This window comes from Pseudomonas sp. BN607 (genome assembly GCF_029871175.1).
Lineage (GTDB): Bacteria > Pseudomonadota > Gammaproteobacteria > Pseudomonadales > Pseudomonadaceae > Aquipseudomonas.
Window position 1 is genome coordinate 60193 of the sequence record NZ_SSOE01000069.1, and the last position, 23039, is coordinate 83231.

At 62.9% G+C, this 23039-nt stretch carries 21 protein-coding genes; 10 read left to right on the top strand and 11 right to left on the bottom strand.

The annotated features are described in order from the left end of the window. The first annotated feature begins 68 nt into the window (after positions 1–68). Entirely contained in the window at positions 69–1130 is a 1062-nt protein-coding gene (locus tag E8E68_RS26175; RefSeq protein WP_266028843.1) for an AraC family transcriptional regulator, read from the top strand. On the opposite strand, the gene E8E68_RS26180 is transcribed toward E8E68_RS26175, so the two are convergent. Further along, a complete protein-coding gene (locus E8E68_RS26180; protein ID WP_266028844.1) occupies positions 1087–2541 on the bottom strand; it encodes a TrkH family potassium uptake protein in 1455 nt (484 codons plus the stop codon). The two genes, E8E68_RS26175 and E8E68_RS26180, sit on opposite strands and share 44 nt — an antisense overlap. 102 nt (positions 2542–2643) lie before the next feature. Between E8E68_RS26180 and E8E68_RS26185 the strand changes: the two genes are divergently transcribed. Next, entirely contained in the window at positions 2644–3201 is a 558-nt protein-coding gene (locus tag E8E68_RS26185) for an NAD(P)H nitroreductase (protein ID WP_266028845.1), read from the top strand. Between the two features lie 85 nt (positions 3202–3286). Here the strand turns inward: E8E68_RS26185 and E8E68_RS26190 are convergent, their stop codons facing one another. The 5 genes from E8E68_RS26190 to E8E68_RS26210 form a co-directional block, all read right to left on the bottom strand. After that, positions 3287–4627, bottom strand: a complete 1341-nt coding sequence (locus tag E8E68_RS26190) for a HAMP domain-containing sensor histidine kinase (protein WP_280346176.1) — start codon at positions 4625–4627, stop codon at positions 3287–3289. Positions 4628–4686: 59 nt separating this feature from the next. Then, positions 4687–5103, bottom strand: coding sequence for an LTXXQ domain protein (locus E8E68_RS26195; RefSeq protein WP_110743673.1), 417 nt, complete (start codon positions 5101–5103; stop codon positions 4687–4689). A gap of 101 nt (positions 5104–5204) precedes the next feature. Beyond that, on the bottom strand, positions 5205–5882 hold the full coding sequence (locus E8E68_RS26200) for a response regulator transcription factor (protein WP_051099396.1): 678 nt from the start codon (positions 5880–5882) through the stop codon (positions 5205–5207). A 121-nt stretch (positions 5883–6003) separates the two neighbouring features. Beyond that, positions 6004–6303 carry a YciI family protein gene (locus E8E68_RS26205; RefSeq protein ID WP_015271283.1) on the bottom strand — a complete coding sequence of 100 codons (300 nt, stop codon included), beginning with the start codon at positions 6301–6303 and terminating at the stop codon, positions 6004–6006. A 1-nt stretch (position 6304) separates the two neighbouring features. Continuing rightward, a complete protein-coding gene (locus E8E68_RS26210) occupies positions 6305–6898 on the bottom strand; it encodes a septation protein A (RefSeq protein WP_110743671.1) in 594 nt (197 codons plus the stop codon). A gap of 67 nt (positions 6899–6965) precedes the next feature. Here E8E68_RS26210 and E8E68_RS26215 point away from each other — a divergent pair, with 67 nt between their 5' ends. The 6 genes from E8E68_RS26215 (at position 6966) to E8E68_RS26240 (ending at position 13356) form a co-directional block, all read left to right on the top strand. Then, positions 6966–7826, top strand: coding sequence for a PHP domain-containing protein (locus tag E8E68_RS26215; protein WP_110743670.1), 861 nt, complete (start codon positions 6966–6968; stop codon positions 7824–7826). A gap of 13 nt (positions 7827–7839) precedes the next feature. Further along, positions 7840–8469, top strand: a complete 630-nt coding sequence (locus E8E68_RS26220; RefSeq protein WP_110743835.1) for an L-threonylcarbamoyladenylate synthase — start codon at positions 7840–7842, stop codon at positions 8467–8469. Positions 8470–8594: 125 nt separating this feature from the next. Next, the gene (locus E8E68_RS26225) at positions 8595–9317 is read left to right on the top strand and encodes a ScpA family protein (protein WP_266028939.1); all 723 of its coding nucleotides are present in this window, start codon (positions 8595–8597) and stop codon (positions 9315–9317) included. After that, entirely contained in the window at positions 9307–10089 is a 783-nt protein-coding gene (gene scpB, locus E8E68_RS26230) for an SMC-Scp complex subunit ScpB (protein WP_266028847.1), read from the top strand. The genes E8E68_RS26225 and scpB overlap by 11 nt, the downstream gene beginning before the upstream one ends. Before the next feature lie 137 nt (positions 10090–10226). Then, positions 10227–11294, top strand: a complete 1068-nt coding sequence (gene rluB, locus E8E68_RS26235; protein ID WP_110743667.1) for a 23S rRNA pseudouridine(2605) synthase RluB — start codon at positions 10227–10229, stop codon at positions 11292–11294. Positions 11295–11937: 643 nt separating this feature from the next. After that, complete coding sequence (locus tag E8E68_RS26240) at positions 11938–13356, top strand: amino acid permease (RefSeq protein ID WP_266028848.1); 1419 nt, start codon at positions 11938–11940, stop codon at positions 13354–13356. A gap of 84 nt (positions 13357–13440) precedes the next feature. Here E8E68_RS26240 and E8E68_RS26245 read toward each other — a convergent pair whose 3' ends face one another. Next, positions 13441–14325 (bottom strand): LysR substrate-binding domain-containing protein, encoded by an 885-nt coding sequence (locus tag E8E68_RS26245; RefSeq protein WP_266028849.1) that lies wholly within the window; start codon positions 14323–14325, stop codon positions 13441–13443. 152 nt (positions 14326–14477) lie between these two features. Here E8E68_RS26245 and E8E68_RS26250 point away from each other — a divergent pair, with 152 nt between their 5' ends. Then, a complete protein-coding gene (locus tag E8E68_RS26250; RefSeq protein ID WP_280346184.1) occupies positions 14478–17498 on the top strand; it encodes an FAD-binding and (Fe-S)-binding domain-containing protein in 3021 nt (1006 codons plus the stop codon). A gap of 877 nt (positions 17499–18375) precedes the next feature. Here the strand turns inward: E8E68_RS26250 and E8E68_RS26255 are convergent. The 4 genes from E8E68_RS26255 to phhA all read right to left on the bottom strand — a co-directional run bounded on the left by E8E68_RS26255 (position 18376) and on the right by phhA (position 21170). Then, positions 18376–19575 (bottom strand): MFS transporter, encoded by a 1200-nt coding sequence (locus E8E68_RS26255; protein ID WP_280346186.1) that lies wholly within the window; start codon positions 19573–19575, stop codon positions 18376–18378. A gap of 91 nt (positions 19576–19666) precedes the next feature. Then, positions 19667–19795 carry a hypothetical protein gene (locus tag E8E68_RS26260; RefSeq protein ID WP_256590512.1) on the bottom strand — a complete coding sequence of 43 codons (129 nt, stop codon included), beginning with the start codon at positions 19793–19795 and terminating at the stop codon, positions 19667–19669. Between the two features lie 190 nt (positions 19796–19985). After that, positions 19986–20342 (bottom strand): 4a-hydroxytetrahydrobiopterin dehydratase, encoded by a 357-nt coding sequence (locus tag E8E68_RS26265; RefSeq protein WP_110743662.1) that lies wholly within the window; start codon positions 20340–20342, stop codon positions 19986–19988. A 39-nt stretch (positions 20343–20381) separates the two neighbouring features. Continuing rightward, entirely contained in the window at positions 20382–21170 is a 789-nt protein-coding gene (gene phhA, locus E8E68_RS26270; RefSeq protein WP_266028852.1) for a phenylalanine 4-monooxygenase, read from the bottom strand. A 256-nt stretch (positions 21171–21426) separates the two neighbouring features. On the opposite strand from phhA, the gene E8E68_RS26275 reads away from it, so the two are divergent. Continuing rightward, the gene (locus E8E68_RS26275; RefSeq protein ID WP_110743660.1) at positions 21427–22986 is read left to right on the top strand and encodes a sigma-54-dependent transcriptional regulator; all 1560 of its coding nucleotides are present in this window, start codon (positions 21427–21429) and stop codon (positions 22984–22986) included. The last annotated feature ends 53 nt before the right edge of the window (positions 22987–23039 follow it).

A 23039-nucleotide genomic window follows, 5' to 3' on the forward strand; every position in this document is an offset into this window, starting at 1 on the left:
CAGTGACAATAGGCGCCAATTGAATATCCTTGGGGTTCACCGCAGGAGCGATCAGGGAAGAGCCTGTCATGAGTGAAAGAACCACGTCAGCCAGCTGGGCATCAGGGATCGTGAAAGCACTTGAACTGGAAGGGCTGGACTGCCGGGCCATGTTCAAGCAGCTGGGGCTGGACTTCGCCGCCCTCGACGACCCTGATGCGCGCTTCCCTCAAGACTCCATGACCCGGCTTTGGCAACTGGCGGTGGAGTTGTCGGGCAACGAGGCCATCGGCCTGAACATGGCGCGTGTGGTGCGGCCAGCGTCATTCCATGTGGTGGGCTATGCGTTGATGTCCAGCCGCACCCTGGCCGAGGGCTTCGAACGGCTGGTGCGGTACCAGCGCATCATCGCCGAAAGTTCCGACCTCAGCTTCGTCCTTGGTGCCGAGGGCTATTCGCTGATTCTCACCGTGCATGGCGACCACCTGCCGCCGACCCGGCACAGTGCCGAAGCCTCGCTGGCCTGCGCGCTGGCGCTGTGCAAGTGGCTGAGCGGCCGGCCGGTGCAGCCGCGGCGGGTACTGGTGCAGGGGCCGCAGCCCAAGGATGTCGAGCCGTACAAGACGGCGTTCCATTCGCCACTGGTGTTCGGTGCACCGCACGATGCGTTGGTGTTCGAGCGGGCCGACATGGAGGCGCCACTGCCCACCGCCAACGAAGCCATGGCGGTGCTGCATGACCGCTTTGCCGGGGAGTACCTGGCGCGCTTTTCCGAAAGCCGGGTTACCCACCGCGTGCGCCAGGTGCTGTGCCGTATTCTGCCGCAGGGTGAGCCCAAGCGTGAAACCCTGGCCCAGGCCCTGCATCTGTCGCAGCGCACCTTGCAAAGGCGCTTGCAGGAGGAGGGGACCAGCTTCCAGACCTTGCTCGACGACACCCGCCGCGAACTGGCCGAACAGTACCTTGCCCAACCGGGCATGACCCTGCTGGAAACCGCCTACTTGCTGGGCTTTGCCGACCCCAGCAATTTCTACCGGGCGTTCCGCCGCTGGTTCGATGCCACGCCCAGCGAGTACCGCGCCCGCCTGGGCACTGAGGCCGAAGGGCTCAGTGACGCCAGAACGCCGGCATACACAATACCAGCACCGTGATGATTTCGAGCCGGCCGAGCAGCATGCCGGCGGCGAGGATCCACTTGGCTGCGTCCGGCAGCGTAGCGTAGTTGCCCGAAGGGCCGATCACTTCGCCGAGGCCCGGGCCCACACCCGAAACCGTGCCGGCGGCGCCGGTCAATGCGGTCATCCAGTCCACGCCCAGCAGTGACAGCAGCAGCGCCATGACGCAGATGGTGATGGCGAAGAAGAACGAGAACGTCAGGATCGAGCGCACGATGTCTTCGTCGAGACGGTGGCCGTTGTATTTCTGCTTGATCACCGCGCGCGGGTGGATCAGCTGGTTGAGGCTGGCCTTGAGCAGGATGTAGGCCACCTGGAAGCGGAAGATCTTGATGCCGCCTGCAGTCGAACCGGAGCAGCCACCAACGAAGCCCAGGTAGAAGAACAACATCAGCGAGAAATTGCCCCAGAGGCTGTAATCGCCCAGGGCGAAGCCGGTGGTGGTGACCACCGAGGTCACGTTCAGTGCCACGTGTCGCAGGGCATCCAGCCAGTGCAGGTTGGTGCTGTACCAGTACCAGGTGCCCAGCACCAGCCAGGTGACCAGTAGCATGCCCAGCAAGCCCTGTACCTGCTGGTCGCGGATCAGCGCCTTGCGGTTGCCACGCAGGGTGGCCACGTACAGGGTGAACGGCAGGCTGCCCATGATCATCACCACCACTGCCACCCAGTGCACTGCCGGGATATCCCATTTTGCCAGTGACTGGTCTGAGGTGGAAAAGCCGCCTGTGGAGATAGCCGACATGGCATGGTTGATGGCATCGAACGGGCTCATGCCGGCCCACCAGAAGGCCAGTGCGCCAAGGATCGAGAAGCCGACGTAAACCCCCACGATCGACTTGGCGACCATGTGCGAGCGTGGCATGACCTTCTCGGAGCGGTCGGAAGATTCGGTCTGGAACAGACGCATGCCACCGATGCGCAGCAGCGGCAGGATCGCTACCGCCATGGCGATGAAGCCGATGCCGCCAAGCCAGTGCAGCATCGAGCGCCACATGAGAATGCCCGGCGACATGGTATCCAGCCCGCTGAGCACAGTGGCGCCGGTGGCGGTGATACCCGACATGCTCTCGAAGAAGGCGTCGGTGTAGCTGATGTGCTGGGTCAGCAGGAACGGCAGGGCGGCGAATATGCACACCACCAGCCAGCTGCTGACCGTGAGCAGGTACATGTCGCGCGGGCGCAGGTGCACGTGTTCGGGTCGCCCCGGCACCACCAGGGCCAGGCCGGCGATGAAGGTGATCAGGCTGGACCAGAGGAACGACGGCATGTCGCCGGTGCGCTCGAAGATCACCAGGGTCGCCATGGGCACGGCCATGCCTACGGCCAGGGTAATCAGGAAGATGCCGATGATGAAACCAATGATCCTTAAGGTCGGCAACGCCATGTGATCTGCTCTGACTCGATTTGGAAGGGCGCCATTCTACCTATGGGTCTGATGATGTAAACGCTAGAATGGCTGCACATTCAACTGCCAGGAGGGTAGCCGATGGAGGCTCTCGACGCATTGCTCAACCGTGTTTCCGTGCCACGCCTGACCGAACCAGCGCCCAATGCCGCCCAGCGCGAGGCGCTGTTCCAGGCCGCCTTGCGTGCCCCGGACCATGGCCAGCTGCGGCCGTGGCGGTTCCTGACCATCGAAGGCCAGGGCCGCGAGAAATTGGGCGAGCTGTTCGCCGAAGCGGTGCAGCAAAAGGGTGATGCCAGCCAGGCTGCGCTGGACAAGGCTCGCGCCATGCCGCTGCGCGCGCCGTTGCTGATCGTGGTGGTGGCCACGCTGCAAGACCACTTCAAGGTGCCCAAGTCCGAACAGCGCCTGGCGGCGGGCTGTGCGGCGCACGGCATTCTGATTGCTGCGCATGCGCAGGGCATCGGTGCGGTGTGGCGTACCGGTGACATGGCCTTTGATGCCCATGTGCACAAGGGCCTGGGGCTGGCTGAGAACGAGGAGCTGATTGGCTACCTGTATGTCGGCACGCCGCTGACCGAGCCGCGTACCGCGCCGGTCCTGGAAACGGCTGATTTTGTCAGTGCCTGGGGTGAGTAACCTGGCCTTGGGCTGATTCATGTACCAAGGCTTCCGGCCTCTTCGCGGGTGAACCCGCGAAGAGGCCAGGCGCCTTTACATCACATCAACTGCCTGCCGCTTCCGCCAAGGGCAACTCCAGCCTGGCCACAAACCCACCCTGTGGATGATTGCCCAGCACCAAACTACCGCCATGGCGCTCCGCAGCCTTGCGCGCAATCGCCAACCCCAGGCCATGCCCCGGCGCTTCTTGCCCCGGCGCGCGGAAGAACGGCTCGCCCAGTTGTGCCAGGTGCTCTGCTGCGGCCCCAGGCCCGTGGTCACGCACGCTGATCACGATCCGGTCCTGCTCGCGCGCGGCGCTGACCTCGACCGGTTGGCCCATCGGATTGAAGCGCAGGGCATTGCGCAGCAGGTTGTCCACGGCACGCTCGATCAACGTTGGCCAACCCTGCAAACTCAACCCCGGCTGCGCCTCCAGGCGCACGTCCTGATCCGGCGCGCTCAGCAGGGCGTCCTTGCGCACGCTGCCGAGCAAGGCGTTGATGTCGACCGGTTCGGCATGAGCTTGTTCGGCGTCGACCCGGGCCAAGGTGAGGATTTCGCTGATCAGGTCTTCCAGGCGGTCGCACTCGCGGGTCAGGCGTGGCCACAGCGCTTGCCGCTGCTCAGGCTCGGCGCGCTCGGCCAGGGCCAGGGCGATACGCAGCCTGGCCAGCGGCGAGCGCAGTTCGTGGGACACATCGCGCAGCAGCTGGCGCTGGCTGCCAATGGTGCTTTGCAGGCGCGCGCCCATCTTGTTGAAGTCCTTGGCCAGTACCCCGAACTCGTCACGCCGTGCGGCAAGCCGGGCCAGGCTGTTCTGCTGGTAGGTGCTCTGGCCCAGGTCGTGCACGGCACTGCGCAGGCGGCTTAGCGGGCGGGTGATGGACAAGGTCACCAGCAGGCTGAACAGGGTCAGTACCACCAAGGCAATACCCAGCGCGCTGAGTGGCCACATCAGGCTTTCACGATGCCAGGCGTCCAGTGCCGGGTGGGGGATGCGGTAGATCAGCAGGTAGGTTTCGCCGGTGTCTGGGCTGGTGTATTCCTCGGTCAGCCGGCGCCACGGCAAGCGCCGCTGGTCATTGTGCTGGCGCGCCTCGAAGGCTGCCGCGCGGCGTGGGAAGGTACCGGGCACTACTGCCTCGCCACTGTCGTCGAGCACCTGCACGTCTATCTTGTAACGGTCCTTGCGCCGCTCCAGGAAGTGCTGCGCCGCCTCCAGGCCTTCCTGCTCGTAATGCCTGGTCCACTTGCTGGCCAGCGTGTTCAGGCCCGGGTGGCGGCTGAGGATCCAGGCGTCCTGGTTGAGCATGTGGCCCAGCAGGATCGACAGGCCTGCGACCAGGGTGATGGCCAGCCAGAAGCTGGCCAGGATGCGCCAGAACAGTGAACGCAAGTGCACCTCCTAAAACAGAAAAAGCCCGGCTCGCGCTTGGGCGGGCCGGGCATTGGGCGGACAGCTTACTGGGCCTTGTTGCCTTTTTCAGCTTTCCAGGCCTGGAACTCTTGCCACTCGGCTTTCTTGGCGGCGCGTTCCTTTTGCAGTTCGTCGAACTTCTTCTGCTGGTCAGGCTTGAGCAGGTTGCGCACGGCGGTGTCGGTTTTGGTGCGGCTGGCTTGCAGTTCGTCCTTCATGGCCTTCTGGTCGGCGGCCGGCAGTTTGGACAGGTAACGCTCGGTGATGTCGCGGCGCTGTTGCATCTGCTCGCCCATCAGCTTGCCGATCTGCTGGCGCTGGTCGCGGCTCAGGTCCAGTTGCTGGAAAGGCGCGTCACCGCGATGATGCGGGCCGTCGTGACGCGGGCCGCCATCAGGCATGGCCATGGCTACGGTCGGCAGGGCGGCGGCGAACATCAGGGCGATAAGGGTCTTGCGCATGGTGTCTCTCCTTTCATAGGCCGGTGGTTACCGGATGAGCACAGTCTAGGGAGATCACCGTCAAGCGCAGTCAGCGGATGGTAAAGGCTCGGTAAAGATGGTCAGAGGCAGTAGTAATAGCCACGGCTGCGCAGCGCGACGATGCGTGGCCGGCCATCGGCGTGGGGGCCGATCTTCTTGCGCAGGTTGCTGACGTGCATGTCCAGGCTGCGGTCGTACAGGGTCAGCTTGCGGCCCAGCCCGATCTGCGCGAGCTCCTGCTTGTCCAGCGGTTCGCCGGGTTGGCGCAGCAGGGCTTCGAGAATGCGGCTTTCGGACAGGGTCAGGGTCATTTCGCGGCCATCGATACTGGCCACGCCACGTGCAGGGCTGTAGACCAGGTCGCCCAGCTCTACCTGGCTGGTGGTAGCGGTGGGGTGGCTACGACGCAGCACCGCGCGCAGGCGGGCAGTGAGCTCACGCGGGTCGCAGGGTTTGGCCAGGTAGTCGTCGGCGCCCAGTTCAAGGCCGAGGATGCGGTCCAGTGGCTCACCACGCGCCGAAAGCATGAGCACCGGCAGTTCCGCATGCTCGCTGCGCAGCTGCTTGAGCAACTCCAGGCCACTGCCATCGGGCAGCATCACATCCAGCACCACGGCAGCGGGGGCGTGCTCGGCCAGGGCCTGGCGTGCGCTGTGGCCGTCGTGGCAGGCACGTACAGTGAACCCTTCCTGGGTCAGCCAGCTGCCGAGCAGCTCGCACAGCTCCTGGTCATCATCAATCAGTAACAGCTCGCTCATGACTCACTCAATTCAACCATTGACGGCGGTTATATCGGCCGCCAGTGGCAAAGATACCGCAGACTGATGGCAACCGCATAACTGCCGCACCGCGAAGCTGCTGACGCGGTGCGGACTCGGATCAAGGCAGCACTTGCTTGAAGGGCTTGACCACAACCTTGTCGTAGACACCTGCCGCAATATACGGATCAGCATCAGCCCAAGCCTGCGCTGCGGCCAGGGAATCGAACTCGGCAACGATCAGGCTGCCGCTGAAGCCTGCTTCGCCAGGGTCGTTGCTGTCGATGGCCGGGTGCGGGCCGGCCAGCACCACGCGGCCTTCGGCCTTGAGCTGCTGCAGGCGCTCGATGTGCGCCGGGCGGGCAGCCAGGCGCTTTTCCAGGGAGTTTGCGACGTCGCTGGCGATAATGGCGTAGAGCATGTCAATCCTTGGGTTTGGAGGTAGAAGGGTCGTCGTGCAGGTGGCGCGACAGGTACACGCCTTGCGCCACCAGGAAAATCACGGTCATGCCCAGGCTGCCGAACACCTTGAAGTCCACCCAGAAGTCCTGGAAGGTGAAGGCGACGAACAGGTTGGCCGCGCCGCAGAACAGGAAGAAGGCGATCCAGGCCAGGTTCAGGCGGGCCCAGATGGCATCCGGCAGGGTCAGGGCGTGGCCCATGATGCGCTTGATCAGTACCCGGTCGCCGATGAAGTGGCTGCCGGCAAAGCCCAGGGCGAACAACCAGTTGACCACCGGTGCCTTCCACTTGAGGAAGGTTTCACTGTGGAAGGTCAGGGTCAGGCCGCCGAAGACCAGGCAGGCGACCAAGGTCAGCCACTGGCCTTTTTCCAGCTTGCGCTGGCGCAGGAACAGCGCGCCGTACACCACCAGCGAGCTGATGATCAGCATGGCTGTGGCGCTGTAGATGCCGCCGAATTCGAAGCTGTGGCCGGCGACTTCCATGGGGCGCGGGTCGAGCTTGTAGACGATGAAGAACAGCAGCAGCGGGATGAAATCGATGAATTGTTTCACAATGGCAGCCAGAATCGGGATGTGACGGCATAATAACAAACATCGATTCCAGCGAAAGCGCTCCTCCATGAATGTTGATCTGCACTGTCACAGCACGGCCTCCGACGGCGCCCTGTCGCCCGCGATCCTGGTTGCCCGGGCCCATGAGCATGGGGTGCAAACGCTGGCACTGACCGACCATGACACCATCGAAGGCCTGCCCGAGGCGCACCAGGCCTGCATTGAGCGCGGCATGCACTGGGTCAGCGGGGTAGAGCTGTCATGTACCTGGGGTGGCGCCACTATCCACGTGCTCGGCTATGACTTCCCGCTCGATGCGCCGCCGCTGCTGGCGGCGATCGAAGCGTTGCACCGTGGCCGCTGGCTGCGCGCCGAAGAAATTGACAAACGGTTGGCCGCCAAGGGCATGCCAGGCACCCTTGAAGGCGCCCGCGCCGTGCAGCACGAGCTGGGTGATAGCGGCAATGCCCCGGCGCGCCCGCACTTTGCCGAGTATCTGGTGCGTGCCGGGCACGTCAAGGACCGCGGCGAGGCGTTTCGCAAATGGCTGGGCGCCGGCAAGCTGGGTGACGTGAAACAGCATTGGCCGACCCTTGACGAAACCGTTGCCACGCTACGGCAGTCCAACGCCTGGGTGAGCCTGGCGCATCCCATGCACTACGACCTGACCCGCAGCAAGCGCAGACGGCTGATTGCCGACTATATTCAGGCAGGTGGGCAGGCGCTCGAAGTGGTCAACGGGATGATGCCTGCCGAGCAAGTGGGCACCATGTCCATCCTTACCCGTGAGTTCGGCCTGCTGGCAAGCGCTGGCAGTGATTTCCACGGCCCCGGCACCTGGGGCGAGATCGGTGCCTACCGGCCTTTGCCCGAGGACCTGCCACCTCTGTGGCGCCGATTCAGCCATGAACAGCCTATGGCGGTATGAACAGGACGATTACGTGAGCCAATTTTTCCAGATTCATCCGGAGAACCCGCAGCAGCGGCTGATCCGCCAGGCGGTGGAGATCATCCGCAAGGGCGGGGTGGTGGTGTATCCCACCGATTCGGCCTATGCCTTGGGTTGCCAGATTGGCGACAAGGCGGCGATCGAACGGGTGCGGCGCCTGCGCGGCCTGGACAAGACCCACAACTTCACCCTGATGTGCTGCGATATGTCGCAGCTGGGGCTTTATGCCAAGGTCGACACAGGCACCTTCCGCCTGCTCAAGGCCCATGTGCCAGGGCCTTACACGTTCATTCTCAACGGTACCCGGGAGGTGCCGCGCCTGCTGTTGCACGAAAAGCGCCGCACCATCGGCCTGCGCGTGCCGGACCACGCCATTACCCTGGCGCTGTTGGCCGAGCTGGGCGAGCCGCTGATGAGCGTGAGCCTGATCCTGCCGGGGGACGACGAGCCGATGACCGACCCCTACGAAATTCGTGAGCGCCTGGAGCACCATGTCGACCTGGTGATCGACGGTGGTTTCGGCGACCTCAAGGCATCGACCATCATCGACCTGTCCGGTGACGAGCCGGAGCTGATCCGCGAAGGCTGCGGCGATCCGACACCGTTCCTGGTCAACGCGTGAGCCAGGTGGAAGCGCCCGAGGCGCCGGCCGAACAGGCCGAGGAGCCTCGGCAGTTACAACTGGCGCTGGTCTACGGCGAAGCCCTCACCGAGCTGCCGTTGGACCTGTACATCCCGCCAGACGCCCTGGAGGTCATCCTTGAAGCCTTCGAAGGCCCGCTGGACCTGTTGCTGTACCTGATCCGCAAGCAGAACATCGACATCCTCGACATCCCGGTGGCAGAGATCACCCGCCAGTACATGGGCTACGTCGAGTTGATGAAGAGCGTACGCCTGGAGCTGGCTGCCGAGTACCTGGTGATGGCGGCCATGCTCGCCGAGATCAAGTCGCGCATGCTGCTGCCGCGCTCCGCCGACATCGAGGAAGAGGAGGGCGACCCGCGCGCCGAGCTGATCCGCCGCCTGCAGGAGTACGAGCGCTTCAAGGCCGCCGCCGAGGGCATCGACGAATTGCCGCGGGTTGGCCGTGACGTGGTAGTGCCCCGCCTGGAGGCCCCGCAGGCCAAGGTGCGCAAGCTGTTGCCGCAGGTCAGCCTGGAGGAGCTGCTGGTGTCCATGGCCGAGGTAATGCGCCGCAATGACCTGTTCGAAAGCCACCAGATCACCCGTGAAACCCTGTCCACCCGCGAGCGCATGAGCCAGGTGCTGGAACGCCTGAAGGGCGGCGCTTTCGTGCCGTTCGTCGAGTTGTTCGGCGCAGACGAAGGCAAGCTGGGCGTGGTGGTGACCTTCATGGCGGTGCTTGAGCTGGTGAAGGAATCGCTGATCGAACTGGTGCAGAATGAACCTTTCGCCGCCATCCATGTGCGGCTTCGCCCGGCGCTTGTTGAAGAACCCGATGAACCTTAATGAACCCCGCGACCTGGCGTCGCTGATCGAAGCCTTTTTGCTGGCGTCGGGCAAACCGCAATCCCTGGACCGCCTCTACGAGTTGTTCGAGGAGGCCGAGCGCCCCGAGCCCAAGGTGTTCAAGCAGGCCCTGGAGGTGCTGGGCAAGTCGTGCAACGGCCGCGCCTTTGAGCTGAAGGAGGTGGCCAGCGGCTACCGCCTGCAAATTCGCGAAGACTTTGCGCCCTGGGTCGGGCGCCTGTGGGAGGAGCGCCCGCAGCGCTATTCGCGGGCTTTGCTGGAAACCCTGGCGTTGATCGCCTACCGCCAACCGATCACCCGTGGTGAGATCGAAGACGTGCGTGGCGTGGCGGTGAACAGCAACATCATCAAGACCATGATGGAGCGCGAGTGGATACGCGTGGTCGGCTACCGCGAAGTGCCCGGGCGCCCGGCGATGTTTGCCACCACCAAGGCGTTTCTCGACCACTTCAACCTGAAAAGCCTGGACGAGCTGCCGGCCTTGGCCGAGCTGCGCGAGATGGAGCCCGAGCCTGTGCTTGACCCGGATGATGCGCCGGTACCGGCGCATTTGCAGGCGTTGGCCGATGCCAGCCTCGGTGAGGAGGAAGCGGTGGGCGAGCCGAAGGAGGAAACCAGCTTCCGCAGCTTGCTGGTGGAACTGGATGCCATGGAAGAGGGGTTGAAAACCGACTTCGATGACCTGCGTTCAGAAGAGCCCGAGGCTTCTGCGGAAGAAGAGGGCAAGGCACAGCCAACCCATCACCATTAGGCAGAAACCCCTCCCGGCCCGCACAAAACCCTCTAATCTCCAGTGCGTTCCCACGGCGAAACGCGTATGATGCGCGACCTTTTGGCGCTTCCGTCGCCAGAAACCCCTTTTTCATTCCTACACCGGGAGGTGCCCAGATGAGTGAGCAAGACCTGCAAGATACCGAGATCACCCCGCCATCCGGCGAAAAGCTGCAGAAAGTGCTGGCACGCATTGGCGTGGGCTCGCGCCGTGATGTCGAGGCCTGGATCAGCCAGGGCCGTATCAAGGTCAATGGCGTCGAGGCCACCCTCGGCCAGCGCGTCGACCTGCACGACGCCATTGCCGTTGACGGCAAGCTGATCAAGCGCGAGGAAGCCGCCGAGGCCACTCGCCGGGTGATCATGTACAACAAGCCCGATGGCGAAATCTGCACCCGTGACGACCCGGAAGGCCGCCCGACCGTGTTCGACCGCCTGCCACGGCCGAAAGAAGGCCGCTGGATCAACATCGGCCGCCTCGACATCAACACCACCGGGCTGCTGCTGTTCACCACCGACGGTGAACTGGCCAACCGCCTGATGCACCCGTCGTACGAAATGGACCGTGAGTACGCGGTACGTGTGCGTGGTGAAGTGGATGACGAGATGATCGAGCGCCTTAAGGCTGGCGTGATGCTGGAAGACGGCCCGGCCAAGTTCACCGACATCCAGAAGGCACCCGGTGGCGAAGGCTTCAACCACTGGTACCACTGCGTGGTGATGGAAGGTCGTAACCGTGAAGTGCGTCGCCTGTGGGAATCCCAGGGCATGGTGGTCAGCCGCCTGAAGCGCGTGCGTTTCGGCCCGGTGTTCCTCAATTCCGACCTGCCGATGGGCCGCTGGCGGGAAATGTCCCAGGGCGAGATCGACATCCTGGCCGCTGAAGTAGGATTGCAGCCAGTTGCGCTGCCAACCCTGAACCTCAAGGCCAAGGACAAGATGGAGCGTATGCAGCGCAAATCGTCTCGCCCACTGGGCCGTGGCGAGCGCGTGCGCAACTTGCGCCCGGCGCAGGAGGGCGCAGCCGCTGGCGAACGCCCTGCGCGTCAACCGCGTGAAGAAGCCCCGCGCAAGGGCAGCCGCGGCAGCGCCGTGGCCGAGCGCCCAAGCGAGATGCGCAAGCGCCCGGGCAAGCCTGATGGTGACAAGCCGGCAGGCCGTGGTCGCGGCAAGCCGCGTGGCTGACAGGCCTTTGCGGTAGAGAGAACCAGCCTTCGGGCTGGTTTTTTTATGCCTGTGAGAAGTGGGGGCGGCAAAACCACCTCAAGATATTGAAGAAAAAGAATTTTTCGGATGACTGGCAAGTTCTTGAACCGCCTTGTAAATAAAACTATACAAGCCTGGCTTATTTCAGCCTGCATTTCAGAATATGCCCGATCTTGTAAACAAACCTTGCCGCTCTTGACGCTGGCAATGCCCCGCCCATGTCCTGCCCACCCTTGCCCAAACCCCCGCCCCACGGTGTTATAGCCGCCATTGCCGTGTGCAAGAGCCTGCCCGAAGAGGCCGGCTGACAAAACAACAAATGGAGGCGCCATGTACGCCGATCACGTTGCCTATCAAGGCCCATACCACAGGATCGCTGCGTTTTTTCCCAAGGAAACGATGCAACGCGTTGACGCCTGCGCGCTTGCAGGGGTATACAGTGCGCCGCGTTTTACCTGTGACCCTCTTGCGTACCGCGCACTCTTGATCACGCCTGGTTGACCCGCCCCGGCGGCACCTGAGGTCAAGAAACCCAAGGTAACCACCTTGCCCATTCCGCTGCGCCACGAGCGCGGTGGGTCCGATTCCGTCACAGATAAAAACAATGCAGGTGACTTCGTTCATGAGTGGACAAAACATGCATTCAGGCGAGCTCAAACGGGGCCTGAAGAACCGCCACATCCAGTTGATCGCCCTCGGCGGCGCGATTGGTACCGGCCTGTTCCTCGGCTCGGCAGGCGTGATGAAATCCGCCGGCCCGTCGATGATCCTTGGCTACGCTATCTGCGGCTTCATCGCCTTCATGATCATGCGCCAGCTTGGCGAGATGATCGTCGAAGAGCCGGTGGCCGGCTCGTTCAGCCATTTCGCCCACACCTATTGGGGCGGTTTCGCCGGCTTCCTGTCGGGCTGGAACTGCTGGGTGCTGTACATTCTGGTGGGCATGTCGGAGCTCTCGGCGGTCGGCAAGTATGTTCACTACTGGTGGCCGGAGATCCCGACCTGGGTGACCGCCGCAGCGTTTTTCGTGCTGATCAACGCCATCAACCTGATGAACGTGAAGTTCTTCGGAGAGGCCGAGTTCTGGTTTGCCATCATCAAGGTGGTGGCCATCGTCAGCATGATCGGCCTGGGTGCCTACCTGCTGACCAGCGGCAGCGGCGGCCCTGACGCCACCGTGGCCAACCTGTGGTCGCACGGCGGCTTCTTCCCGAATGGCGTCAGCGGGCTGGTAATGGCCCTGGCCTTCATCATGTTTTCCTTCGGTGGCCTGGAAATGCTCGGCTTTACCGCTGCCGAGGCCGACAAGCCGAAGACCGTGATCCCCAAGGCGATCAACCAGGTCATCTACCGCATCCTGATTTTCTATGTCGGTGCCCTGGTGGTGCTGTTGTCGCTGACCCCTTGGGACAACCTGGTCGCCAGCATCGACGCTTCGGGTGGCAGCTATGGCAGCAGCCCGTTCGTGCAGGTGTTCTCGTTGCTGGGCAGTGATGTGGCAGCCAACCTGCTGAACTTCGTGGTACTGACTGCGGCGCTGTCGGTGTACAACAGTGGTACCTACTGCAACGCGCGTATGCTGCTGGGCATGGCCGAGCAGGGCGATGCACCGGCATCGCTGGCCAAAGTCGACAAGCGCGGCGTGCCTGTGCGTTCGATCCTGGTGTCGGCTGCCGTGACTTTCGTTGCCGTGCTGCTCAACTACCTGATGCCGCAAAACGCCCTGGAACTGCTGATGTCGCTGGTAGTAGCCACCCTGGTGATCAACTGGGCGATGATCAGCTACTCGCACTTGAAGTTCCGCCAGCACCTCGACCGTACCGGCCAGAAGCCGCTGTTCAAGGCGTTGTGGTACCCGTACGGTAACTATGTGGTACTGGCCTTCGTGGTGCTGATCCTCGGCATCATGCTGATGATTCCGGGTATCCAGGTGTCGGTGTACGCGATCCCGGTGTGGCTGATTGCGATGTTCGTGGTGTACATGCTCAAGCAGCGTCGCCAGCTGAATGCGGGCGGTACCGTTGAGACTGTGGCCAAGTAAGGCACCCTAGGCGGTATGCCAAAACCCGGAGTCACGTGAGTGGCTTCGGGTTTTTTGTTGCCGGTGCGCGGGTACAGGCGACAATCAGATCTGTTCCAGCAACCATCCCCTGAATGCTCGCAGCGACGGCAGCGCCTCATTCCTCGGCGGGTAGATCAGGTAATAGCTGCGCTGGCTGGCAAACGCCACCCCCGGGCTGTGCAGCTCACCCTTGGCCAGTTCTTCCTCCACCAGTATGCGCGGCACCAGCCCGATTCCGATCCCGGCCCGCACGGCCTGGATCAGGTGCGATGTCAGCTCGAAACTGGGCCCCAGGCGCATCGCTCGGTGGGGCAGGCCGTGGTGCGAGAACCACTCGCCCCAGGCATGCGGGTTGTTGGCCACGTTGAGCAGCACCTCCTCGCTGATCCTGGCCGGGCTCCAGTTTTTACTGTCGGCAGCGGCCTGCGGCGGCAGAATCACCACCAGTTCCTCGGCATGCAGGCGATGGCAGATCAGCCCTGGCAGGTCGTGGCTGGCCACGCCGATGGCGGCATCGATCTCGCTGGTGTCGAAGTTGATGGCTTCGATGCGTGAATGGATGTGCACCAGCATACCCGGGTGAGCGCTGTAGAACGCGTGCAGTCGCGGCAACAGCCATTTCGAGCCGAATGTCGGCAGGGTGGCCAGGCGCAGGGTACCCACCCCGGACTGGTAGGCCAGCGCCTGCAATGTGGCGCTGCGGATGCGCCCCAGTGCCTCGCTGAGCTCGCGCTGGTACAGGCGGCCGACATCGGTAAGCTGCACCTGGCGGCCTTCGCGGCGGAACAGGGTCAGGCCCAGTTGTTGTTCCAGTGCCTGCACTTGCCGGCTGACCGCGCTTTGGGTCAGCGACAATTCGGCAGCGGCGCGGGTGTAGCTTTCATGCCGGGCGGCGGCCTCGAATGCCAGCAGCAGCGACATGGAAGGTGTCAAGTGGCGGTAATTCATTCATAAAAGTCATTGATAGCGGCAGGATTATCCGTTTGCCCCTGAAGCCAAACTACAGGAACATTGGCCTATACGTCATCCCCGCATGCCTGAACCCATGCCGGGGCGTCAGGAATCCCGTGAATTAGCCAATATCAAGAGGCCATCCTTCGATGATCGCCCAGCTGTCGACCGTTGCACCGAGCGCCAACTACCCCGAATTCCTTGAAGCCCTGCGCCATAGCGGCTTCCGTGGCCAGATCAGTGCCGACTATGCCACCCGTACGGTGCTGGCCACCGATAACTCGATCTATCAGCGCCTGCCACAGGCAGCGGTGTTCCCGCTGGATGCCGACGATGTGGCGCGGGTCGCCACGCTGATGGGCGAGCCACGCTTCAGGGAGGTCAAGTTGACCCCGCGCGGCGGCGGTACCGGTACCAATGGCCAGTCGCTGACCGACGGCATCGTCGTCGACCTGTCGCGCCACATGAACAACATTCTCGAAATCAACGTCGAGGAACGTTGGGTGCGGGTGCAGGCAGGTACCGTCAAGGACCAGCTCAACGCTGCGCTCAAGCCACACGGGTTGTTCTTCGCGCCTGAGCTCTCCACCTCCAACCGTGCCACCGTCGGCGGCATGATCAACACCGACGCCAGCGGCCAGGGCAGTTGCACCTACGGCAAGACCCGCGACCACGTGCTGGAGCTGCACAGCGTGCTGCTCGGCGGCGAGCGCCTGCACAGCCTGCCGATCGACGATGCCGCACTGGAGCAGGCCTGCGCCGCGCCTGGTCGGGTTGGCGAGGTGTACCGCATGGCGCGGGACATCCAGGAAACCCAGGCCGAGCTGATCGAGACCACTTTCCCCAAGCTCAATCGTTGCCTGACCGGCTACGACCTGGCGCACCTGCGCGATGAGCAGGGCCGCTTCAACCTCAACAGTGTGCTGTGTGGTGCCGAGGGCTCGCTGGGTTACGTGGTCGAAGCCAAGCTCAACGTGCTGCCGATCCCCAAGTATGCGGTGCTGGTCAACGTGCGCTACTCCAGTTTCATGGATGCCCTGCGTGACGCCAATGCGCTGATGGCGCACAAGCCGCTGTCGATCGAGACGGTCGACTCCAAGGTGCTGATGCTGGCGATGAAAGACATCGTCTGGCACAGCGTTGCCGAGTATTTCCCGGCCGACCCTGAGCGCCCGACCCTGGGGATCAACCTGGTGGAGTTCTGTGGTGACGAGCCAGCCGAGGTCAATGCCAAGGTACAAGCGTTCATCCAGCACCTGCAGAACGACACCAGTGTCGAGCGCCTGGGCCACACCCTGGCCGAGGGCGCTGAGGCGGTCACCCGCGTCTACACCATGCGCAAGCGTTCGGTGGGCCTGCTGGGCAACGTCGAGGGCGAAGTGCGCCCGCAGCCTTTCGTCGAGGACACGGCTGTACCACCGGAGCAACTGGCCGACTACATTGCCGACTTCCGCGCGCTGCTCGATGGTTATGGCCTGGCCTACGGCATGTTTGGCCACGTCGATGCCGGCGTGCTCCACGTGCGCCCGGCGCTTGACATGAAAGACCCGGCCCAGGCCGCACTGGTCAAGCCGATTTCCGACGCCGTGGCGGCGCTTACCAAAAGTTACGGCGGCCTGCTGTGGGGCGAGCACGGCAAGGGTTTGCGTTCGGAATATGTGCCGGAGTATTTCGGTGAACTGTACCCGGCGTTGCAGCGCCTGAAAGGCGCCTTCGACCCGTACAACCAGCTCAACCCGGGCAAGATCTGCACCCCACCGGACAGCTCCGAGGGCCTGACCAAGGTCGATGGTGTAACCCTGCGTGGCGACCTCGACCGCACCATCGACGAGCGTGTGTGGCAGGACTTCCCTAGCGCCGTGCACTGCAACGGCAACGGTGCCTGCTACAACTACGACCCCAACGATGCCATGTGCCCGTCGTGGAAGGCCACCCGCGAACGCGAGCATTCGCCCAAGGGTCGTGCCTCGTTGATGCGCGAGTGGCTGCGCCTGCAGGGCGAAGCGAACATCGACGTTCTGGCTGCGGCGCGCAACAAGGTGTCGTGGCTCAAGGGGCTGCCGGCACGCCTGCGCAACAATCGCGCACGCAACCAGGGCCAGGCTGATTTCTCCCATGAGGTGTACGACGCCATGGCCGGCTGCCTGGCGTGCAAGTCGTGCGCCGGGCAGTGCCCCATCAAGGTCAACGTGCCAGACTTCCGCTCGCGCTTCCTCGAGCTGTACCACGGCCGCTACCAGCGCCCGCTGCGCGACTACCTGATCGGCTCGTTGGAGTTCACCATCCCCTACCTGGCGCACGCGCCAGGCCTGTATAACGCAGTGATGGGGTCGAAGTGGGTGAGCAAGCTGCTGGCTGACAAGGTCGGCATGGTCGATAGCCCGCTGATCAGCCGTTTCAACTTCCAGGCCACCCTGACCCGCTGCCGCGTTGGCGTGGCCACGGTGCCGGCGCTGCGTGAGCTGACCCCTGCCCAGCGCGAGCGCAGTATCGTGCTGGTGCAGGACGCCTTCACCCGTTACTTCGAAACGCCGCTGCTGTCGGCCTTCATCGACCTGGCCCACCGCCTGGGCCACCGCGTATTCCTGGCACCGTACAGCGCCAACGGCAAGCCGCTGCACGTGCAGGGCTTCCTCGGTGCGTTCGCCAAGGCCGCGATCCGCAATGCCACCCAGCTCAAGGCCCTGGCGGATTGCGGCGTGCCGCTGGTGGGCCTGGACCCTGCCATGACCCTGGTTTACCGCCAGGAGTACCAGAAGGTGCCAGGCCTGGAAGGTTGCCCGCAGGTGCTGTTGCCGCAGGAGTGGCTGATGGATGTGCTGCCCGAACAGGCGCCTACCGCGCCGGGCAACTTCCGCCTGATGGCGCACTGCACCGAGAAGACCAACGTGCCGGCCAGCACACGGCAGTGGGAGCAGGTATTTGCCCGCTTGGGGCTGAAACTGGTTACCGAAGCCACCGGCTGCTGCGGCATGTCCGGTACGTACGGGCATGAGGCGCGCAACCAGGAAACCTCGCGGACCATCTTCGAGCAGAGCTGGGCGACCAAGCTGGACAAGGAAGGCGAGCCGCTGGCCACGGGCTATTCATGCCGTAGCCAGGTCAAGCGCATGACCGAGCGGAAAATGCGCCACCCGCTTGAGGTGGTCTTGCAGTACGCCCGGCGCTAGGCCCTTGGCGGGCTGCTTGGCAGCCCATTCACGGGTAAACCCGTTTCCACAGGGCTCGCGCTAGATTCTGGAAATTGAGCAAGCCAGTTGATTCCCCAGGTACTGCATCAGCCTCAAGCCTGCGGGGGGTACCTGTGGGAGCGGGCTTGTCCCGCGAAGAATCCAACACGGTGCATGGCACCGGCTCCGCCGGTGTTCGCGGGTAAACCCGCTCCCACAGGGGATCGCGCTAGATTCTGGAAATTGACCAAGCCAGTTGTTTCCCCAGGTACTGCATCAGCCTCAAGCCTGCGGTGTGCCTGTGGGAGCGGGCTTGTCCCGCGAAGCATCCAACACGGTACATGGCACGGGCTTCGCCCGTGTTCGCGGGACAAGCCCGCTCCCACAGGGGATTGCGCTATGTTCTGGAAATTGAGCAAGCCAGTTGATTCCCCAGGTACTGCATCAGCCTCAAGCCTGCGGGGGTACCTGTGGGAGCGGGCTTGTCCCGCGAAGCATCCAACACGGTGCATGGCACCGGCTCCGCCGGTGTTCGCGGGACAAGCCCACAGGGGATCGCGCTAGATTCCAGAAGTTGAGCAAGCCAGTTGTTTCCCCCTGGTATTGCATCAACCTCAAGCCTGCGGGGTAACCAGTGGGAGCGGGCTTGTCCCGCGAAGAATCCAACACGGTACAAGCCCATTCCCACAGGGATTGCGCTATGTTCTGGAAATTGAGCAAGCCAGTTGTTTCCACAGGTACTGCATCAGCCCCAAGCCCACAGCGACCGCGCTAGATTCTAGGATTGAGCAATGCAGTTGCTTCCACGCGGGCCGCGTCAGTCATGATTGATGCGGTCCCTGCTGCGGCAATAGGGCAAGTGCAGGCAACACGAGCGTCAGGGTGCTTGTACCCGATCTCTGTGCCGCCGCGCCTGCCTGTACAGATACAAGCTCAACACCAGCCCGCAAGCCGCCGCCGCAGCCGCGAACAGAAACATCGAAGCAAACCCGAACCCTGCCGCCACTGCGCCCACCAGCGGCCCGGTCACCCCTAGCGACAAGTCGATGAACAGCGAATACGCCCCCACTGCCGCCCCGCGGTTGCCCGCTGTCACCTGGTTAACCGCTTCCACGCCCAATGCCGGGAACACCAGCGAGAAACCAAACCCACTCAGCGCGGCCCCCGCCAACGCCAACTCAGCGCTGGGCGCCAGCCACAGTATCAACAAGCCTAATGTTTCAACCGACAGGCAAGCGATCGCCACCCTGAAACCGCCAATCCGGTTGATCAGGTTGCCGAACAGCAGCCGTGCGCTGATGAAGCTGGCACCAAACAGGCTGAGGGTTAGTGCGGCATTGGCCCAGCCTCGGCTGGCGTAGTACAAGGTAATGAATGTGGCGATGGTGCCAAAGCCGATCGAGCCCAGTGCGAGGCCCGAGCCGTGCGGAAACACCTTGCCCAGCACCCGCAGGAACGGCAGGCGCACGCCGCTGACAATGGGCGCGGCCTGCTTGGGCCAGGCCAGTAGTAGGCCGAGCGTGCACAGCAGGATGATGCTCACGCCCATGCTCCAGAGCCCCAGGGCCTTGACCATCAGCACACCCAGGGGGGCGCCGATGGCCAGTGCGCCGTAGCTGGCAATGCCGTTCCAGGAGATGACCTTGGCCGTGTTGGCGGCGCCCACCCGGCCAATGCCCCAGCCGATCGAGCCCGAGCCTACCAGGCTTTCGGCGCTACCCAGCACCAAGCGGCCGGCCAGCAGGCAGGTCAGGCTCAGCCACGGCATGTGCGTGAGAAAAGCGCAGGCCAGCATGAACACCCCGCTGAGGCCACAGCCGGCGAGGCCGTACATCACGGCTTTCTTGCTGCCGTGGTTGTCGATGATGCGGCTGGCGGTAGGGCGGCTGAGCAGGGTGGCCAGGTATTGCACGCTGATCACCAGCCCGGCGACCACGGCGCTGAAGCCCAGGTCGTTGTGCACATAGCCAGGCAGCACGGCCAGCGGGATGCCGATGTTCAAGTAGCCAATGAAGGTGAAAAGGACGATGGAAACGACTTGCAGGGTGACCGCAAGGGGGCGCGGTGAGTCGGGCATGGGGGCCTACGTAAGTTCTGGACGGTGTGAAAACGTGATGACGGGGGTGGCCCGCAGGTCAGCCGTTTTCACACAGTCGGGGGATGCGCAGTTATTCCTGGTCAGCGCTGGGTTGATCGTCACCATCCTGCTCGACGGCAGCTGCCGGTTCGGCGTGAACGGTCACGGTTGGCTCTTCTGGGTTCAGGCTTGGGAAGGGAAGATTCGGGATCTCATGCATCTCGTCGTTCCTCGCAAGTGTGATTGAAAAGTCTGCGCCAGGCGCGTTTGAAGCTTCGCAAAGCTGGGGCAGGATACACAAGTCTGGATGACAGTTTGGATTTTTTCCCGTTCGCTTGTCGGTTTTACGGGCGAACAGCGCACATTTTCCCCATGAAAAAAGGGGCCATCTGGCCCCTTTGTCTCGGTGCTTACTTACGGCCTTCAGCGGCTTCCGCGAGCTTGTCAGTGCGGGCGCACATGATGAAGTCATTGCGGTGCAGGCCTTTGATCGAGTGGCTCCACCAGGTCACGGTGACCTTGCCCCACTCGGTCAGCAGCCCTGGGTGGTGGCCTTCGGCCTCGGCGATTTCGCCCACGGCATTGGTGAAGGCCAGGGCGTGCTTGAAGTTCTTGAACAGGAACACGCGCTCCAGCTCCATGTGGCCGTCACGTACTTCGATGTTCCAATCCGGAATTTCGCGAATCAGTACAGCCAGCTCTTCGTCAGTGACTTTCGGGGCGTCGGCGCGGCAGGCTTCGCAATGGGCTTGGTTCAAGGCATTCATGAGATCTTTTCCGGTTCGAGTTGTTATCGGCAAGGTCGCTCAGGCGGCGACCTTGGGTGGAAATTTCGGTGCGTGCAGCCCCAGCTGCATGGCTTTGTGGACCATGCCCATGATGTCTTCGTGGGCGAGGTCGAACAGGCGTTTCATGTTCGGCAGTACGAAGTACAGTGGCTGCAGGATGTCGATGCGGTACGGCGTACGCATGGCTTCGACCGGGTCGAAGGCCTGGTGCTCGGGTTCGCCAGACAGACTGTAGACGGTCTCCTTCGGCGACGAGAGGATGCCGCCACCGTAGATCTTCCGGCCTTGGGTGGTTTCCATCAGGCCGAACTCGATGGTCATCCAGTACAGGCGCGCCAGATATACGCGCTGTTCCTTGGTCGCGGCCAGGCCAAGCTTGCCGTAGGTGTGGGTAAATTCGGCAAACCATGGGTTGGTCAGCAGCGGGCAGTGACCAAAGATTTCATGGAAGATGTCCGGCTCTTGCAGGTAGTCCAGCTCCTCCGGGGTGCGGATGAAGGTGGCGACCGGGAAGCGCTTGCTGGCCAGCAGTTCGAAGAAGGTCTGGAAGGGGATCAGCGCCGGTACCCGGGCAACCTGCCAGCCGGTCGTGGCGCCCAGTACCTTGTTGACTTCGCCTAGCTGCGGAATGCGGTCATGCGGCAGTTTCAGCTGGTCGATGCCGTCCAGGTATTCCTGGCACGCGCGGCCTTCGATCACTTTCAGCTGGCGGGTGATCAGGGTGTTCCATACCGCATGCTCTTGCTGCGGGTAGTCGATAAAACCATGCGCATCGGGCTCGCGAGCCACGTATTGCGTCTGTTTCATAAGGCTCTCCTGGTGAGGGCTTTTCTTGTTATGTGCAGGACATACCTAAGGAATATCCCTCCGCTGGCTGTTTTGCACGAGGCCGGCAACGGTCGGCAGAGCGCGACAGGCTCATTTTTGTAACGATAATTTTACAAAATTGCCCAAGTGTCGGAAAATCCTGGGCATCTGGCTGGCGTTTTCGTTGTTTTTGTCAGCTTATCTTTACGACTTTTCTGCGCGGTGTTGAAAAACATTGGCGCTGCGAGAGCCCCTCATGCGTATCAAAGTGCACTGCCAGAACCGCATTGGCATCCTGCGCGACATCCTCAATTTGCTGGTGGAGTACGGCATCAATGTGCTGCGTGGCGAGGTGGGCGGTGACCATGGCAATGCGATCTATTTACACTGCCCCAACCTGATCAACCTGCAATTCCAGGCCCTGCGGCCGAAGTTCGAGGCCATAGCCGGCGTGTTCGGCGTCAAGCGTGTGGGCCTGATGCCCAGTGAACGCCGTCACATGGAGCTGAATGCACTGTTAGGGGCGCTGGACTTCCCGGTGCTGTCGATCGACATGGGTGGCAGCATCGTCGCGGCCAACCGCGCCGCTGCGCAGCTGCTGGGGGTGCGGGTGGACGAGGTGCCAGGTATGCCGCTTGCACGCTATGTCGAGGACTTCGACCTGCCAGAACTGGTGCGGGCCAACAAGTCGCGCATCAATGGCCTGCGTATCAAGGTGAAGGGCGATGTATTTCTGGCCGATATCGCGCCCTTGCAGTCCGAGCATGACGAAAGCGAGGCGCTGGCCGGTGCCGTGCTTACCCTGCACCGTGCCGACCGTATCGGCGAGCGCATCTACAACGTGCGCAAGCAGGAGCTGCGGGGCTTTGACAGTATCTTCCAGAGTTCGCGCGTCATGGCCGCCGTGGTGCGCGAAGCGCGGCGCATGGCACCGCTGGATGCACCGTTGCTGATCGAGGGTGAGACCGGCACCGGCAAGGAATTGCTGGCGCGCGCCTGCCATCTGGCCAGCCCGCGTGGGCAGTCGCCGTTGATGGCGCTGAACTGCGCCGGCTTGCCCGAGTCGATGGCTGAGACCGAGCTGTTCGGGTATGGCCCTGGGGCATTCGAAGGGGCGCGGGCGGAGGGCAAGCTCGGGCTGCTGGAGCTGACCGCCGGTGGCACGCTGTTCCTCGACGGGGTAGGGGAAATGAGCCCGCGCCTGCAGGTCAAGCTGCTGCGTTTTCTGCAGGACGGTTGCTTCCGCCGGGTGGGCAGCGACGAAGAGGTGTACCTGGACGTGCGGGTGATTTGCGCGACCCAGGTGGACCTGTCCGAACTGTGTGCCCGTGGCGAGTTCCGCCAGGACCTGTATCACCGCCTCAACGTGTTGTCGCTGCACATTCCGCCTTTGCGGGAATGCATGGATGGCCTGGAGGGGTTGGTGCAGCATTTTCTCGATCAGGCCAGTCGACAGATTGGCTGCGCCATGCCGCGCCTGGCACCGGCGGCAATGGATAAACTTGGGCAGTACCACTGGCCAGGTAATGTAAGGCAGTTGGAAAACGTTTTGTTCCAGGCGGTTTCGTTATGTGACGGCGGCGTGGTTAAAAGCGAGCATATCCGCTTGCCGGATTATGGCGTGCGGCAACCGTTGGGTGAGTTTTCGCTGGAAGGGGATCTTTCGCAGATAGTAGGGCGCTTTGAAAAGGCGGTGCTGGAAAGTTTGATAGGTGAGTTTCCCAGTAGTCGGGCCTTGGGCAAAAGACTGGGTGTTTCGCACACGACAATTGCCAACAAGTTGAGGGATTACTCGCTTAACAAGTCGGCGGATTAGTTGTTGGGCAAAGAACCTGGGACTGCGTTGCAGTCCTTTCGCGACACAAGGCC